A 16,075-nucleotide genomic window follows, 5' to 3' on the forward strand; every position below is an offset into this window, starting at 1 on the left:
GGTCCTCGAAAGATGCCGGCCGGAGCCGGCATGGGGTGAGTTAGCCTGCCTTGCGGGCAGCGTCGGTCAGCGGTGCATCGGCCAGGTAGGCTTCCATGGAGTCGTCCAGCGCATCCAGCCAGGGGGTATGGTGCGGGGGCGCCATGGTGCCGGTCATCAGTGAGGCATAGGAGTGGTCACGGAAGGTCATGATGTTGTCCTTCTTGTGCTGTTTCCACTCAAGGAAGGTGCGATTGACGCCGTCGATGTCGAAGGTCGGGTAATCGGTCTGCTCGATCAGGTGCAGAATATAGGCACCCTGGAACTCGTACATCTCTTTGGCGGTTTCCAATGCCAGTTCCTGCTCGCGCCATTTCAGGCTGTCGGCGGTCATCTCGGCCTTGGACGGCAGGGCAATACGGCCCAGAATCACGTCACGCACATACCAGGCCTGGGCGTCGAACATGTTGAAGGAGTACCACTGGTCCTGCATGCCGATGTAGAAGAACTGCGGATTGTCTTCCCAGACCACACCCTTGTAGAGATTCAGCGGCCAGAGGCGGTTGTCGGTCTGAAGGCGCAGGTCGTCGGCGAGGAAGGGGAAGTGGTGCAGGTAACCGGTGCAGAGGATGATGGCGTCGATTTTCTTGCTGCTGCCGTCCTTGAAGTAGGCAGTGTCGGTATCCACATGGGTCAGCGCCGGCTTTTCTTCCCAGTTGTCTGGCCATTTGAAGCCCATGGGCTCGCTGCGGTAGCAGCTGGTGATGGAGCGGGCACCGTATTTATAGCACTGGGAACCGATATCTTCGGCCGAGTAGCTGGCGCCGACAATCAGAATATCCTTGTCCTTGAACTCCAGCGCATCGCGGAAGTCATGGGCGTGCAGTACGCGGCCACCAAAGGTTTTAAAGCCTTCATACTCGGGCACCTTGGGGGTCGAGAAGTGGCCACTGGCGCAGACGACATAGTCGAATACTTCGCTGTAGGTCGTGTCGGTGTTGTGGTCGTGCACCGCAACGGTGAACTGGCCGGTGGTTTCGTCGTAGGAAATGTTGCGTACCGGGGTGTTAAAGCGGATGTATTTGCGCACGCCGGCCTTGTCTACGCGCCCTTTAATGTAGTCCCAGAGCACTTCGCGCGGCGGATAGGAGGCGATCTGACGTCCGAAATGCTCCTCGAAGGTGTAGTCGGCGAATTCCAGGCACTCTTTAGGGCCGTTGGACCAGAGGTAGCGGTACATGCTGCCGTGTACCGGTTCACCGTTCTCATCCAGGCCAGTGCGCCAGGTGTAGTTCCACATGCCGCCCCAGTCATCCTGCTTCTCGAAGCAGACCAGCTCCGGAATTTCGGCGCCCTTGGCTTCAGCTGACTGGAAGGCTCGTAACTGTGCCAGGCCGCTGGGGCCTGCGCCGATGATGGCTACGCGTTTTTTCATGATGGTTATCTCCGCATCAATCCTGTTTTGGGATTCCGATGGCCACATCAGGTGGCCGTTGATAACCAAATTACCCCTGAGATCCTGTGGGCAAAATTCCCCGTTGAAGGTAACCCCGCGGGGCTACATTGGGGTGTGTGCGGAGGGGGTAGAGAAGGTGAGAACCATGCCTTCAACGCCCAGAATGGCGCCATTGTCGGCATAAATGCCCTGGCCTTTTTCAATCACGGGGATGAGGCGCCCATCAGCGTGCTGCAGGCGGTAATGCAGCTCGAAACGCTCGCCACGGCTGAGTGCATCCTGCACCTGTTCCCACACGGGATCAGCGTCCTCAGGGTGGATCAGGTCACCGTAGTTGAGGCTGGACTGGTTGGTCAGCACTTCCGGGGGATAACCGGTCAGCTCCAGCGAGCCGGCACTGACAAACGCCATGGTCCAGTCCCGGTTGTTGCGGCTGCGATAGAGCATGGCCGGTAATTGATTGACCAGCTGGGTGAGGCTGCGCCAGTCCGCATCACGCTGGCGGGAACGGGACATCTGGTCGCTGATATCGGTCAGCGTGATACTGATGGGCCAGAGCGTATTGCTGTCGACAGGCTGGTGTTTCAGCTCGCACCAGAGACTGTTGCTCTGGGCGCTCAGCACACGGGCCTGCAGGGGGCTTTCCTGTGTCAGCAATGCCTGTTGCCATAGAGGGCGATCACCAGGATGCAGGTGCTCATGAAACAGGGTGCTGCAGTTGTCGCCTTTAAGGCGCTGCCAGCCCTGATTGGCGGCCAGAATCTGTCCATGTTCGTTGACCACCAATACAGCGATATCCAGGCTGTCGAGTACCCGGTCGAGCGGAATGGGGTCAGGCGCCGGTTCTGCTGACCGGGCCAGCAGGCGGCTCAGCATGTCTCGTTCTCCGGCAGGGGATGGTTGTGTACCCAGGCCGCCAGTTCCAGGCGGGAGTGCAGATTGAGTTTGCGCAGCAGGCTTTTCACATACACCTTCACGGTGCTGTCGCTGATGCCCAGCTCCCGCGCGATCAGCTTGTTGCTGAGGCCCCGGGAGATCCAGATCAGCGTTTGGCGTTCGCGTTCGGTCAGCACTTCGTACCAGCGTTCATCCGCGACCACATTGGCGCCGGCAGGTGTGGCGGTGGTTTCGGCAGGCTCGCCCTGCTGGCGCAGCCCTTCACGCAGCAGCAACAGCATGTCGTCATCCAGTCCCACGTGCCCTTCCAGCACGTTATTGAGGCGTTCGATCATCATGTCGGGGGCGGTATCCTTGAGCAGATAGCCGTCGGCGCCGATACGCAGTGCATCCATAAGGTGGACGGGGTCATCGGAGGCGGTCAGCATCACTACGCGGATATCTACATTGAACTGCTTGATCTGTTGCAGCAGGTCGAGCCCGCTGCTGTCCGGCATCTGCAGGTCCAGCAGCACCAATTCCGGTGCCGCGCGGTGGATATGCTCCAGCACGCCGGCGGGGCCATCAAATTCCGCGACCACTTCAAAGTGATCGGTATCCTGCAGCAGTTCAGCGACTCCGCGCCGAAACAGCGGATGGTCATCGACCAGAATTACCGGCGTGTGTGTCATGAGCAGAGCTCCTCTGTAATCAGTTCAATGCAGGTGCCCTGGCCGGCGCGGGACTCGATGCGGAAATGGGCGCCGATGCGTTTGGCGCGTTCTTCCATGATGCCAAGCCCGAAACTGTCGGCGTTGCGCTCGCTGGGCAGGCCCTGGCCGTCGTCTTCAATACGGATGTGGATACCTTTCTCGCCGTGCGGCAGAAGCTGGATACGGACCTTCTGTGCATGGGCATGACGGACGGCGTTGCTGAGGGCTTCGCGCAGAATAAGCAGCAGTTCGACGGCGATCACCTCTGGCAGGTTGCGGTCACAGAGGCGGTTATCGAGCTCGAACATCAGGCCTGAATGGCGCTCGAATTCGGCGATGGCCGTTTGCAGCTCTTTCTCCAGGCTGTGGTGCAGGCGGATGCGGGAGCTGCTGATCAGTTCTCGTGTTTGCCGATAGGCCTGGCGGGCCTGTTGCCTGAGTCCATGCAGCCGGTCGCGCATTTCGTCATTGGGGAGCTGTTCGACCTGTTGCTCCAAACGGCCGGTTTGCAGGCACAGATAACAGAGCTGCTGGGCGACGGAATCATGCAAGGTGGCGGCCAGGGATTGCTGCAGACTCTGACGTTGCTGGCGTAGCTGGTTGCTGTGGGCAAGGTTGAGGTCCAGCCCCTCGCGGATGGCCTGGCCCAGGTCACAGAGCACCTGACGCCAATGGTCCGCCTTGTCCGCATCCGGGGTGGGTGCCAGTAACCAGAGCTGCAACCCACTCTCGCCATCGGGCATACGGATGCCCTGAACCGATAAATCGGCCAGTGTTTCCCGGGTTTGCAGGCGCGTCCGGTCACCACGGGTGGCCAGATCCAGCTGATATCCGAGCCGGCTGACCTCAAGTGCACTGGCAGCATCATCGGTGCCATTCAGGTGCCAGGTGCTTTGGTGATCGGTGCGCCAGGCCAGCCAGAGTGGCAGGGAAAAGCCGGATGCGACTGCACCCTGTCGGAGCAGGTCCGGCAGGGTGGCATCCAGATCATCACCACAGCGAATCAGGCTGAGGGTCATCCGGTGCAACAGCTCCCGCTGGGGGCGGTAACGTCGTTTGTCAGCGCCGGCCTCTGCCTGCGTGCGTCCAAACCAGCGTGTGAGACTGACAGCCACAGCAACCTCCTGTGCGAATGTGTTGTTAACGGGAAGCTAAATGCACACATCATGCCAGCAACAGATGGATTACCCCTGCAGGGGTAGCTCCTTTGACGCATTGCCCATTAATTCCTGTAAGTAAAGAATTTTTACCAAGAGTAGCGGCTCATACATGGGTTTACGGACCCGTCATGCGAGCCGCAAAACAGGGCAATGGGCCCCGAGCATGCACGCAATTGATGCATGTACAGCCAGGTAAGGCATTTACCGGGAGTGGTGTTATGAATATGCAAATGAATGACCTGCTGGGTGGAGGGCTGGCGGCCGGTGTGCGCCGCCGCCTTCGAGCCCAGCAGGCAATACAGCTGGTGTTGATGCCGGGGGAAGAGGTCTGCATTCAAGGGGCTGACGCCGGCCAGTGCTGCGAAATACTGGCGTTTGATGCCAAGGGGCAGTCGGCCGTTGATGCGCTTGAGCTGAATGGATATCAGGCGGGAGCGACAGTGACTCAGGCACAGCTTGAGGCTGGCAGACCCTCCGCCCAGCGTCTGTTACAGCAGCTCAAAGGGTTCAGCGTCGATCCGCATCAGCTCTCGGCTGCCGTGCACCTTGCGCCGGATGAGTTGCCTTGTGTGATTACAGCCAGTGAACGTAGTGGCCCGGTCAGTCTGGTTTTGATCGCGCCGGGTCTGGATATGCGCCCGGATGAGCAGCTGACCGTGTCGGAGCTGGATATCAGCATTCACTATCTGCCGGAGCGCACGCCGGAACTGCCTGAGCCGCTGGCGCAGCCGGTTCAGGACCTGCATATTCCGCACAGCAGTGCGCGCGTGTACCGGGTCAAGGCAGGTGAGTGGATCCAGATTATCGATGTGGCCGGCAAACAGTGCTCCGATTTTATCGCCTTTGATGAGGCGGCCCTGGAACAGGGTGAAGAGGTGACGCTGGATGCCGTGGCGACGCGTACTCTGGCCGGTCAGGCACTGCCCCAGCCAGGGCTCTATTCCCGTTTTGCCGACAGCCGCCTGCAGCCGATGCTGGAACTGGTGCAGGACACTGTGGGCCGCCATGACAGCTTTCTGCTGGCCTGCACACCGAAATACTATGAAGACGAAGGCTACTTCGGCCATGTCAGCTGCACGGATAATTTCAACCGGGCCCTGAAAGACTATGGCGTTAAGCCGCGTGCCGGCTGGCCTGCCATCAATTTCTTCTTCAACACTCTGATCGAACCCTGTGGCACGGTCGGCATGGATGAGCCCTGGTCCCGTCCCGGTGATTATGTATTGCTGCGGGCAAACCGCGACCTGATCTGTGCTTCTTCAGCCTGTCCGGACGACATCGACCCGGCCAACGGCTGGGCCCCCACCGATATTCATGTCCGCGTGTATGGCGCGGAAAACCAGTTTGAGCGCGCCATTGCCCATCGTGTGGTGCCCGAGGAGTTGCCGCGTATGACCCTGCAAACCGCTTTCCACAGCCGCACGTCAAAATTGACGCGCCACTTCGCTGAATACCGTGGCTACTGGGTACCCACCGAGTTTGAAGGCTGGGGCGCTCGTGCCGAGTATCTGGCCTGTCGCGAGAAGGTCGCGGTAATGGACCTGTCGCCGCTGCGAAAATTTGAGATCCTGGGGCCGGATGCCGAAGCGCTGCTGCAATATGCACTGACGCGTAACGTCCGCCGTCTGGCGGTGGGAGAGATTGTCTACTCTGCGGCCTGCTTTGAAACCGGCGGTATGGTGGATGACGGTACCCTGTTCCGTATCAGTGAGCAGGCATTCCGTTGGGTGTGCGGTGATCCCTGGAGCGGTACCTGGCTGCGGGAGTTGGCTGCCCAGAGAGGCGACCAGGTCAGTATTCGTGAGTCCACGGATCAACTGCATAACCTCGCTGTGCAGGGTCCGAATAGCCGGGAGCTGCTGAAACAGCTGATCTGGCAGCCGGAAACACGTACCCCCGTCAGCGAGCTGAAGTGGTTCCATTTCACGGTTGGCCGCCTGGGGGGGCCGGAAGGGATTCCGCTGATGGTGTCGCGGACCGGTTATACCGGCGAGCTGGGCTTTGAAGTCTGGTGTCACCCGGATGACGGCACTGAACTCTGGGATGCGATCTGGGAGGCCGGGCAGGATTATGGTCTGGCACCTTTGGGTTTTGATGCGCTGGATATGCTGCGTATCGAAGCGGGGCTGATCTTTGCAGACCATGAATTCTGTAACCAGACCAACCCCTATGAAGCCGGTATCGGCTTTACCGTGCCGATGAAAACCAAGGAAGAGGATTTCAGCGGGCGGACGGCCCTGCAGCGGCAGGCACCGGAAAGTCGGCACAAACTGGTTGGTCTTGTGCTGGAAGGCAATGAGCCTGTGCATCATGGAGACATTGTCTACGATGGGCGTATGCCGGTAGGGCAAATTACCAGCGCAACACCCTCGCCACTGATGGGCAAAATGATTGCGCTGTGCCGGGTGCAACCTGACTGGTCAGCCCCCGGAACGGAGCTGGAAGTCGGGCAGCTGGATGGTTTGCAGAAACGCTTGCCAGCCGCTGTTCAGGCACTGCCGTTTCATGACCCCGAACGGATCAAAGTGAGAAGCTGACTCCGTCGGCCCAAAAACCGTCCGTTCTCAACTAAAAAAGCGCCTTTTCAGGGCGCTTTTTTTATGCCTGGAGCCGCTGTTATGCACCGTAAAAGAACGCATGCGCACAAAAAAGCCCCTACATAAAGCACGATCAATTATTCACAAGGTGACAGGGTTTGATTAGAACGCGTCTGTATATTTTTTAATCTAAAAATAGTTCAATAAAAACAATATATTATGAATTACATCTGGATAAATCGTAAGTTATAAACAGGCATTGGCATAAGCTTTGCTTTTTCTTATCAGGAAATAAATATCACTGAAGGGCAAGGATGCTCGGGCTTAAATGCTGCGATGCAGCATAATAAAAAGCGGAGCATTTCCGCGCAGATGAGGACAAGCCTATGACTGTGGAAACCGTGGAGTCGCTCAAGGCGACATTCGAGATGCACCAGGCAATGAATGTGGAAGTGTTCTACTGGTGGTGTACCGCCATCATGTTCATGATCCACGCCGGATTTCTTGCTTACGAAATTGGCGCCTCGCGCGTCAAGAACGCGCTTACCTCCGGGATGAAAAACATCCTGACCCTGTCGGTGATTATCCCGACCTTCTACTTCTTCGGTTGGTGGATCTATAACGCCTTCCCGAATGGCCTGATTCCGATTGACGCTTCTGCTGCACTGCCCTGGAGCCTGAGCATGGGACCGGATGTGCAGGATATGGGTACCGGTATCTTCTTTGCCGCTTTCGCGCTGTTTGGTGCGACCACCGGCTCGATTTTGTCCGGTGCCGTGATTGAACGTATCCGTTTGAGCGCCTTCCTGATTCTGGCTGCAATCCTTGGTTCTGCCGTATGGATTCTGGCGGGCGCCTGGGGCTGGCACCCGGACGGCTGGCTGCTGACCGAACTGGGCTACCACGATGTGGGTGCATCCGGTGTTGTGCATGCCGTAGCAGGTTTCTTCGCGCTGGGCGTATTGATGAACCTGGGCGCTCGTGTCGGCAAGTTCAAGGACGGCGTGGCCATGTACATTCCGCCGCACAGCCTGCCGATGGCCCTGATCGGCCTGATGATGATCATTGTAGGCTTCTTCGGCTTCCTCGGTGGCTGCATCATCTTCAACGGCGGTGAAACCGGCTGGACCACCATCTACGGTAACCCGACCAACTTGTCCGCCTTCGGCTTCAATACCCTGATGGGCTTCGCCGGCGGTGTTGTGGGTGCCTACCTGACCTCCCGTGAGCCTTTCTGGACCATGTCCGGTGGTCTGGCCGGCATCATCACCGTGGCTGCGGGTCTGGATCTGTACTACCCGGGCCTGACCTTCGTCATCGCCGCCAGCGGTGGTGCACTGATGCCGATCGTCGGTCGCATGATCGAGAAAATGGGTGTCGACGATGCTGTAGGTGCGGTTGCCGTACATGGTTTCTGCGGCGTCTACGGCGTGATCATGGTGGGTGTCTTTGCATCGGCCTACCCGAACGTGGGTGACCTGCCTGACATCACCCTCAGCGGACAGCTGATCGGTGCCATCGTCATGGCCCTGACCGGCTTCATTCCGGGCTGGGGTATCTCCTACGTGCTGAAGAAACTGAACGCACTGCGCGTACCGCCGCATGTGGAAGCGCTGGGTCTGGACCTGGTCGAAATTCCGGCCAAACCCTACCCGGAATCACTGCCGGCGCAGGCAATTGTGGAAAACACTCTGGAACCGGGTCAGGAAAAACAACTGGTCTGATTCTGAAACGAAGTGGCGCTGCCGAGGTGGCGCCACCTTCATGTTCGATACCTTAAGACAGGTGCCCAAGGCACCGAGGAGCACAGCATGTTTTCAAGTCCAATCACCAGCTGGGAAAACGTAGCCGCGTACTTCACCTTCTCAGATAGCCCAATGGGCATTGCCATCAGCCTGGCAGCTGCAGTGGGGATCTATCTCTTTCTCAATGCCAGCATCATGAAACATGAGAAGGAATCCTTCGATAAGCATCAGTAAAAGGAACCAAAGAGCCGGCAGTTTGCCGGCTCTTTGGTGTTTGCAGCGAAAGTACTTGGGAGTCAGTGAGGCAGACGTTTAATTGTGTCTGAAGGCCGTTCGCCAAACAGCCGCTTGTAGTCGGTAGCAAATTGGCTCAGGTGGTAAAAGCCCTGGCTGGCAGCCGCATCTGCAATGGAGGTGTCATGGCAGGACAGCAGTTTGCGTCTAACCCGGTTCAGGCGAGTAGCACGCAGGAACTGGACAGGGCTGATGCCCAGGATGCTTTCAAAACTGTATTGCAGAGTCCTGCGGCTGACACAGGCCAGTTCACAAAGCGATGTGATGGTGACGGGAAGGTCGCCGGCGGTATGCAGATAGTCTCGGACGCGATCAACCACCGCCTTGCGGTGGCGATAGCTTGGAATCACGCTTTCGTTGATCTCGGCGTTACCCAGCAGGTGCAACAGTTGCTGAACCAGCAGGTCCTTGTGAATATCGGTGTCCATATCCGACCCTGCAGCAAGGATTCGGGATACCAGCAAGGTCAGTTCTTCCAGCTGCCGGGCGCTGCCACACAGGCGTGGATTGGTATTGCTTGCGTCCAGGTTCAATTCGATACCCTGACGTTCGGCCAACCCAAAGAGCTCCTCACGCTGCACCACAATGCTGAGGATATTGCAGTCGGCTGGGGTGACCAGCTCGAATGGAGTATTGCCGTGTCGCCAGAGCAGGTCATGCTGTTCGATCGCCTGGCCATTGATACGGAGCTCTTCCCGCTTATCCGGAATGCCGATCCAGAAGGATTCAGGCCAGACCAGACAATGCTGGTGCAGGCTCTGGTTGGTGAATTCGTTGATCAGCTGTACGCCTGCAAACTGACACTCATCGACACGACCTTCAAAGCGACCTGCGCTGTACTGGTTATATTCCTGATCCCAGTCGGTCAGGTTGAAGGCCTGCTCATTGATATCGTCCGAAACGGACACGCACCGCTGTGGTGCCTGTTGTTGTTTTTGGTGCACCTTGGCCTCGTTCTTATTTTTTCGATCCAGTATGGACGCCGTTTCGGCGTTCTGCCAAGTCTGCAGCATTGCTTCACTCTCGCTTCGGAACAGGTTTGCCAATTTTCGATAACCGCCGTTTGCAGGCTCTCGTTAGTCTGAATGAGCTAGCAATTTCCATTCCCTTTCGTTGGGAGGCAGCGAAAGGGAATGGGCATACGAGAACTGAAAACCTTGGTTATCGATCTGGAGAATGCTCATGGCAAATACAATCGATCAGGACTATCTGGCCAAGCGCCAGCTCAAGAAAGGTACGGCAGGCTGGGTCCTGCTGGCAGGCCTTGGGGTGTCCTATGTGATCTCCGGCGACTTCGCCGGCTGGAACTTTGGTTTGGCGGAAGCGGGTTGGGGTGGCTTCGCTATCGCCGCAGCACTGATGGCCACCATGTACTTCGCGCTGGTGCTCTCACTGGCTGAAATGTCGGCAGCGATTCCTGCGGCGGGCGGTGGCTACAGTTTTGCCCGTCAGACCATGGGCACCACGGGTGGCTATCTGACCGGCCTGGCGGTGTTGATTGAATATGCACTGGCCCCGGCGGCCATCGTGATCTTTATTGGCGCAGCGGTGGAAGAGCTGTTGGGCATCAACGGCCCGCTGGTCTACGCCGTGTTCTATGCCATCTTCATCGGTATCCATCTGGCCGGTGTGGGTGAGGCGCTGAAGACCATGATGATTATCAGTGGCCTGGCGGTGGTTGCCATTCTGGCCACGGCAGTTGCCCTGATCGGCGATTTCGAAACCGCTAACCTGTTCAACATTGCGCCGACCGAAGCCGCGGGTGCCAGCGAGATTCTGCCGTTTGGCTGGTACGGCGTTTGGGCGGCTCTGCCGTTTGCCATGTGGCTGTTCCTGGCGGTTGAAGGGGTTCCGTTGGCGGCTGAAGAAGCCCGTAATCCGGCCCGTGATGTGCCCAAAGGCATCATCGGTGCCATGATTTTCCTGCTGTTTACCGCTGCGTTGGTGATGTTCCTGCTGGCCGGTGCGGCCGGTGCTGATGTAATCAGCGCCAGTGGCGTACCCCTGGTGGATGCACTCAAGGCAACCGGCAGTGGCGAGCTGGCCACCGCAATCAACGTATTGGGTCTGGCAGGTCTGATCGCTTCTTTCTTCTCGGTTATCTATGGCTACAGCCGTCTGGTGTTCGCCCTGTCGCGTGCCGGTTATCTGCCGAAGTTCCTGTCCCTGACCAGCAAACGCAAGGCACCGACCTGGGCGCTGATCGTACCGGGCGTATTCGGCTTTGCAGCGTCCCTGACCGGTGAAGGTGATCTCATGCTGGGCATGGCGGTCGTAGGTGCCACCATCTCCTATGCCCTGATGTCATTGAGCCACATCCTGCTGCGTCTGCGTCGTCCGGAACTGAAACGTCCTTACAAAACACCGGGTGGCATCCTGACCTCGTCCATCGCGCTGATACTGTCTTTGGTCGCCATGACCGGTGTCTACGCGTTCGATCCCCGTGCCTTCAACTACACCCTGATCCTGTTCGTGATCGGTGCCATCTACTTCTTCGCCTACGGCAAGCGCCACCTGGTGGCCAAGTCGGCCGATGAGGAATTGGCACTGATTCTGGATGCTGAACATGATCTGGATGAGATGGATGCTGAGGCGAACACCAGCACCGAAGAACCGACTGTATCGCTGCAGGCCGAAACCCCGCGCGCCTGAACCGGTTGCCCGCACTCAAGGGTGCGGGTCTTGAAATGAGAACTGACAGGAGATGATCAGATGTATACCGATACTCTGGTGAATACTCTCAAGATGGAACTGGGACAGTGTCTGAACTACTGGCGCATGCCCACCGACGCGCGGGTCGATCTGCTGACCACCTCGGAGAATGCCACCTTCATTTCGCATGATTGTCATACGGATCGGAAAATAATTATCCGCGTGCACCGCCCGGATTATCACGAGCAGCAGGAGATCGAATCCGAGCTGGCCTGGATCTCGGACCTGCGCACCTCGGGTCAGATCGAAACACCGGCCCCGATTGAAACCACGCATGGATCGCCAGTGGTGAGTATCAAGGCCGACGGGCGCGAGTTTTTTGTGGTGGGGTTTGAGCATGTCAGCGGTGCCGAGCCGGATGTGGGGCAAAGCCTGCCCAACTGGTTTGAAAAGCTGGGAGCTGTGACCGCCACCCTGCATCAGCACAGCCGTGACTGGCAGCCGCCGGACTGGTTCATGCGAAAGCGCTGGACGCTGGATACCATGATTGCACCGGATGGCCTCTGGGGTGACTGGCGCGACGCACCGGGTCTGAGCGCCGATGATGAAGCGGTCATTAATCAGGCCATCGGGCATATCGAGCGTGAAATCGAGGCTTATGGGCTGGGCGATGATCGCTACGGGCTGGTGCACGCAGACCTGCGCCTGGCCAATCTGCTGGTGGATGGTGATCGAATGTCGATTATCGATTTTGATGACAGTGGTTTCTGCTGGTATGCCTATGATTTCGCCGCAGCAATCAGCTTTTACGAGCTTGATCCGATCATCCCCCAACTGCGCGAAGCCTGGGTCAAAGGCTACCGCTCTGTAGCTGAGTTCTCCGACGAGGATGAAGCCTTGCTGGAAACCTTCGTCATGATCCGACGCATCATGCTGACAGCCTGGCTGGCTTCTCATGCGGACAGTGAAGCGGCGCAGGAGTTGATCGATGGCTATGCCGAGGGCACGGCGCAGCTGGCCCGCGTCTATCTGCAAGGACGCCCCTGAGGCGAAAGGAGACAGAGATGAGCAAGATTCGTGGCATTCTGGATCAGAACGCCTTCAACATGGACAGTATCGACCAGGCCGACGCGCGCATCGGTGCGCTGGTGCGCAAGCGTCTGGAAACCGTTGGCCCGACCTCCATGCTGTTCTACGAGGAGCCGTTGCATATCGTGCGTGGTGAGGGTGTCTGGTTGTTCGACGATCAGGGCCGTCGCTATCTGGATGTGTATAACAACGTGCCCTCAATCGGCCACTGCCACCCGAAAGTGGTGCAGGCGGTAGCCGAACAGATGGGCACGCTGAATGTGCACACCCGCTATCTGCATGAAGGCATCCATACCTACTCCGAGCGTTTGTTGGCGACGCTGCCCGCACCGCTGAATCGTCTGGTGATGATGTGTACCGGCAGTGAAAGTAACGATATGGCCCTGCGTCTGGCACGCCGCTGGACCGGCCGTCAGGGTATTATCGTCACCGAGGCGGCCTATCACGGCAATACGTCTGCCGTAACCGAGGTTTCGCCTTCATCCTACAAGCAGGGTATGCCGCCGGACTTTGTCCATATCATCCCGATTTCACAGATGCCCGCGCAGGCTGACCCTGCCGCCTGGTTCGCGGATCAGGTACGCACCGGCGTAGAGCAGCTCAATGCGTTGGGGCATGGCTGTGCGGCGCTGCTGGTGGATTCCATTTTCTCCAGCGATGGTGTCTATGCTGATCCGGCTGCATTTCTGAAACCGGCCGTGGAATGGCTGCAGGCCGAGGGCATGCTGTTCATCGCGGATGAGGTCCAGCCGGGCTTTGGCCGCACGGGTTCAGGCATGTGGGGCTTTGAACGGCATCAGGTTACGCCTGATGTGGTCACCATGGGCAAACCCATGGGCAACGGTTTCCCCATGGCCGGATTGGTAGCGCGTGAAGAGTTGCTGGCAGCGCTTAATAGCGATGTGGGCTATTTCAACACCTTTGGCGGCTCTACCGTCGCCGTTGCGGCTGGTACTGCGGTGCTCAATGTACTGGAAGAGGAACAGCTGATGGCTAACGCGGCCAGTCAGGGGGAATACCTGAAACAGCAGCTGACCGGCCTTAAGTCCAGTTATGACGAAGTGGCCGATGTGCGTGGTGCCGGTCTGTTTATCGGACTGGACCTGTGCGACCCGACGCAGGCAGGCGCGCCGGACCCGGTGCGGACCACAGCTGTAATCAATGAACTTAAACGTAACGGCGTACTGATCGGCGCCGCCGGCAAGTCGGGCAGTACGCTGAAAATTCGTCCGCCCCTGTGCTTTGGCCGAGCCGAAGCGGATCTGTTCCTGGAACGTTTGCAGCAATCGATCAAGGCCACTGCGGGGTGAGTTGAATGAGCTATCAAATCGATATTGGCCAGACACGCTATACCTTTGCGGATCTGAAAACCCTGATGGCCAAGGCAACACCGCTTAGATCCGGTGATTGCCTGGCCGGTGTCGCGGCGGAGAACGCCAGCGAGCGAGTAGCGGCGCAGCAATGTCTGGCCGAGGTGCCGCTGAAGCGTTTTCTGAATGAGGCACTGATCCCTTACGAGCAGGACGAAGTGACCCGGTTGATCCTCGATAGTCATGATGCCGAGGCTTTTGCCCCCGTCTCGCATCTGACGGTGGGTGATTTTCGCAATTGGCTGCTGTCGGAGCTCGCCAGCACCGAGGCTTTAAAAGCGTTGGCGCCGGGTCTGACGCCGGAAATGGTGGCGGCGGTGTCCAAAATCATGCGGATTCAGGACCTGATTCTGGTGGCGCAGAAAACCGAGGTGGTCACCCGGTTCCGCAATACCATCGGTTTGCGAGGGCGTATGTCTACCCGTTTGCAGCCCAACCATCCCACCGACGACCCTGCGGGAGTTGCCGCTGTCGTGCTGGATGGTCTGCTCTACGCCAATGGTGATGCGGTGATCGGCATCAACCCGGCCACCGACAACTACCATGCGGTAACCCGTCTGATGAACCTGCTTGATGAGGTGATTCAGCGCTATGAGATTCCGACACAGTCCTGTGTACTGACCCATGTGACGACCCATCTGGAAGCGATCAACCGTGGTGCGCCGGTAGACCTGGTGTTCCAGTCGATCGCCGGCACTCAGGCGGCCAACGACAGTTTCGGCATCAGCCTGTCCATTCTGGATGAAGCGCACAAGGCAGCGCTGGAGCTGGGGCGCGGCACTGTGGGCCAGAACGTGATGTATTTCGAGACCGGGCAGGGCAGTGCACTATCGGCCAATGCCCATCATGGCGTCGATCAGCAAACCTGTGAAACCCGCGCCTATGCGGTGGCGCGCCGGTTTGATCCGTTGCTGGTCAACACCGTGGTCGGCTTTATCGGCCCTGAGTACCTGTATGACGGCAAACAGATTATTCGTGCCGGTCTGGAAGACCATTTCTGCGGCAAGCTGCTGGGACTGCCGATGGGCTGTGATATCTGCTACACCAATCACGCCGAAGCGGATCAGGATGATATGGACATGCTGCTGACCCAGCTGGGTGTGGCGGGGATCAACTTCATCATGGGCATTCCCGGCTCCGACGACATCATGCTCAACTACCAGACCACCTCCTTCCACGATGCGCTCTATGTGCGTGAGGTACTGAACAAGCCGCCGGCACCGGAGTTTGCGGCCTGGCTGGAGAAAATGGGTATCTTCGGAACCGACAACCGCCTCGCCAGCGGTTCAACCCTGCCCCCGCCTTTTGCTCATCTTCAGGACAGATTGTGAGGTATGCCGGTGGATAAAAAATCTGTGGATACTCATGCGTTTGTGACCTCAAACAGCTGGGCCAGCCTGCGTCGGCATACCGATGCCCGCATTGGCCTGGGACGGAGCGGCATCAGCCTGCCGACCGAGCCCCAACTGGAATTCCAGCAGGCGCATGCCCGTGCCCGCGATGCGGTGCATATTCCGCTGGACCTGACCCAACTGGAGTCGGATCTGGCAGCTGCCGGGCTGCAGAGTCTACGTTTGCACAGCCAGGCGCAGGACCGCGCGACCTATTTGCAGCGCCCTGACAAGGGCCGTCGTCTGGATGCGGATTCGGCTGCAGCGCTGAAGCAGTTCGGTGCCCAGCAGGTTCCGGCAGATGCCTGCATTGTGATTGCGGATGGTTTGTCGTCCACCGCGGTGCAGCGTCATGCAGCCCGGGTTGCCGCCGCAATTGACCAGCGCCTTGAAGCCGAAGGACTGACCCGCACGCCGGTCTGCATTGTGCAGCAGGGACGGGTGGCCGTGGGTGATGAAGTGGGCGAGTTGCTGGATAGCCGTGTGGTGATTCTGCTGGTAGGCGAACGACCAGGGCTGAGTTCCCCCGACAGTCTGGGTATCTACTACACCTACAGCCCGCGTGTGGGGCTGACCGATGCGGCGCGCAACTGCATCTCCAATGTACGTCCGGCCGGTATTTCGCCGGAAGATGCGGCAGACCGACTGATGTGGCTGGTGATGGAATCGCTCAAGCGCAAACTCTCGGGTGTGGATTTGAAAGACGAGTCCGGCGATGCCGAGGCGCTGGACGGGGAAGGGCGTCGTAATTTCCTGCTGGAATAACGCATCGGCCTGAAGCTGACCGGAGCGGGAGTGCTCCGGTCAGCCTGT

Annotated in this window: 13 protein-coding genes; 8 read left to right on the plus strand and 5 right to left on the minus strand. The window is 58.4% G+C overall.

Annotated features, from left to right (window positions below):
* Window positions 1-40: 40 nt before the first annotated feature.
* The 4 genes from BW956_RS13205 to BW956_RS13220 form a co-directional block, all read right to left on the minus strand.
* A complete protein-coding gene (locus BW956_RS13205; RefSeq protein ID WP_076463195.1) occupies window positions 41-1,414 on the minus strand; it encodes an NAD(P)-binding domain-containing protein in 1,374 nt (457 codons plus the stop codon).
* A gap of 123 nt (window positions 1,415-1,537) precedes the next feature.
* Window positions 1,538-2,311: a PAS domain-containing protein gene (locus BW956_RS13210; RefSeq protein WP_076463128.1), complete on the minus strand. Its 774-nt coding sequence runs from the start codon at window positions 2,309-2,311 to the stop codon at window positions 1,538-1,540.
* Window positions 2,305-3,003 carry a response regulator gene (locus tag BW956_RS13215; RefSeq protein ID WP_076463129.1) on the minus strand — a complete coding sequence of 233 codons (699 nt, stop codon included), beginning with the start codon at window positions 3,001-3,003 and terminating at the stop codon, window positions 2,305-2,307. The genes BW956_RS13210 and BW956_RS13215 overlap by 7 nt, the downstream gene beginning before the upstream one ends.
* A complete protein-coding gene (locus BW956_RS13220; RefSeq protein WP_076463130.1) occupies window positions 3,000-4,139 on the minus strand; it encodes a sensor histidine kinase in 1,140 nt (379 codons plus the stop codon). Before BW956_RS13220 ends, BW956_RS13215 begins: the two co-directional genes overlap by 4 nt.
* A 263-nt stretch (window positions 4,140-4,402) precedes the next feature.
* Between BW956_RS13220 and BW956_RS13225 the strand changes: the two genes are divergently transcribed.
* The 3 genes from BW956_RS13225 to BW956_RS22460 all read left to right on the plus strand — a co-directional run bounded on the left by BW956_RS13225 (window position 4,403) and on the right by BW956_RS22460 (window position 8,700).
* Window positions 4,403-6,721, plus strand: a complete 2,319-nt coding sequence (locus tag BW956_RS13225) for a DUF1989 domain-containing protein (RefSeq protein ID WP_076463131.1) — start codon at window positions 4,403-4,405, stop codon at window positions 6,719-6,721.
* Window positions 6,722-7,107: 386 nt separating this feature from the next.
* Entirely contained in the window at window positions 7,108-8,445 is a 1,338-nt protein-coding gene (locus BW956_RS13230; protein WP_076463132.1) for an ammonium transporter, read from the plus strand.
* 87 nt (window positions 8,446-8,532) lie between these two features.
* A complete protein-coding gene (locus BW956_RS22460) occupies window positions 8,533-8,700 on the plus strand; it encodes a hypothetical protein (RefSeq protein WP_010324802.1) in 168 nt (55 codons plus the stop codon).
* Window positions 8,701-8,762: 62 nt separating this feature from the next.
* On the opposite strand, the gene BW956_RS13235 is transcribed toward BW956_RS22460, so the two are convergent.
* Window positions 8,763-9,773, minus strand: a complete 1,011-nt coding sequence (locus tag BW956_RS13235; protein ID WP_083703065.1) for a helix-turn-helix domain-containing protein — start codon at window positions 9,771-9,773, stop codon at window positions 8,763-8,765.
* A 169-nt stretch (window positions 9,774-9,942) separates the two neighbouring features.
* On the opposite strand from BW956_RS13235, the gene eat reads away from it, so the two are divergent.
* From eat to eutC, 5 genes are read left to right on the plus strand one after another with little or no spacing between them, the layout of a single operon-like run.
* Window positions 9,943-11,412, plus strand: a complete 1,470-nt coding sequence (gene eat, locus BW956_RS13240) for an ethanolamine permease (RefSeq protein WP_076463133.1) — start codon at window positions 9,943-9,945, stop codon at window positions 11,410-11,412.
* A gap of 60 nt (window positions 11,413-11,472) precedes the next feature.
* Entirely contained in the window at window positions 11,473-12,459 is a 987-nt protein-coding gene (locus tag BW956_RS13245; protein WP_076463134.1) for a phosphotransferase enzyme family protein, read from the plus strand.
* A 17-nt stretch (window positions 12,460-12,476) separates the two neighbouring features.
* Window positions 12,477-13,811 carry an aspartate aminotransferase family protein gene (locus BW956_RS13250; protein ID WP_076463135.1) on the plus strand — a complete coding sequence of 445 codons (1,335 nt, stop codon included), beginning with the start codon at window positions 12,477-12,479 and terminating at the stop codon, window positions 13,809-13,811.
* Window positions 13,812-13,816: 5 nt separating this feature from the next.
* Window positions 13,817-15,202 carry an ethanolamine ammonia-lyase subunit EutB gene (locus BW956_RS13255; RefSeq protein WP_076463136.1) on the plus strand — a complete coding sequence of 462 codons (1,386 nt, stop codon included), beginning with the start codon at window positions 13,817-13,819 and terminating at the stop codon, window positions 15,200-15,202.
* Between the two features lie 3 nt (window positions 15,203-15,205).
* Window positions 15,206-16,027, plus strand: a complete 822-nt coding sequence (gene eutC / locus BW956_RS13260; protein WP_076463137.1) for an ethanolamine ammonia-lyase subunit EutC — start codon at window positions 15,206-15,208, stop codon at window positions 16,025-16,027.
* Window positions 16,028-16,075: the final 48 nt, after the last annotated feature.

Origin of the sequence: Marinobacterium stanieri (genome assembly GCF_900155945.1) — a bacterium.
GTDB lineage: Bacteria > Pseudomonadota > Gammaproteobacteria > Pseudomonadales > Balneatricaceae > Marinobacterium > Marinobacterium stanieri.

Excerpts from the sequence above, each read along its gene's own strand:
- BW956_RS13255 (WP_076463136.1), top strand. The coding sequence starts at position 13,817 with ATGAGCTATCAAATCGATATTGGCCAGACACGCTATACCTTTGCGGAT.
- eutC (WP_076463137.1), top strand. The coding sequence starts at position 15,206 with ATGCCGGTGGATAAAAAATCTGTGGATACTCATGCGTTTGTGACCTCA.
- BW956_RS13230 (WP_076463132.1), top strand. The coding sequence starts at position 7,108 with ATGACTGTGGAAACCGTGGAGTCGCTCAAGGCGACATTCGAGATGCAC.
- BW956_RS13250 (WP_076463135.1), top strand. The coding sequence starts at position 12,477 with ATGAGCAAGATTCGTGGCATTCTGGATCAGAACGCCTTCAACATGGAC.
- eat (WP_076463133.1), top strand. The coding sequence starts at position 9,943 with ATGGCAAATACAATCGATCAGGACTATCTGGCCAAGCGCCAGCTCAAG.
- BW956_RS13205 (WP_076463195.1), bottom strand. The coding sequence starts at position 1,414 with ATGAAAAAACGCGTAGCCATCATCGGCGCAGGCCCCAGCGGCCTGGCA.
- BW956_RS22460 (WP_010324802.1), top strand. The coding sequence starts at position 8,533 with ATGTTTTCAAGTCCAATCACCAGCTGGGAAAACGTAGCCGCGTACTTC.
- BW956_RS13225 (WP_076463131.1), top strand. The coding sequence starts at position 4,403 with ATGAATATGCAAATGAATGACCTGCTGGGTGGAGGGCTGGCGGCCGGT.
- BW956_RS13215 (WP_076463129.1), bottom strand. The coding sequence starts at position 3,003 with ATGACACACACGCCGGTAATTCTGGTCGATGACCATCCGCTGTTTCGG.
- BW956_RS13245 (WP_076463134.1), top strand. The coding sequence starts at position 11,473 with ATGTATACCGATACTCTGGTGAATACTCTCAAGATGGAACTGGGACAG.
- BW956_RS13235 (WP_083703065.1), bottom strand. The coding sequence starts at position 9,773 with ATGCTGCAGACTTGGCAGAACGCCGAAACGGCGTCCATACTGGATCGA.
- BW956_RS13210 (WP_076463128.1), bottom strand. The coding sequence starts at position 2,311 with ATGCTGAGCCGCCTGCTGGCCCGGTCAGCAGAACCGGCGCCTGACCCC.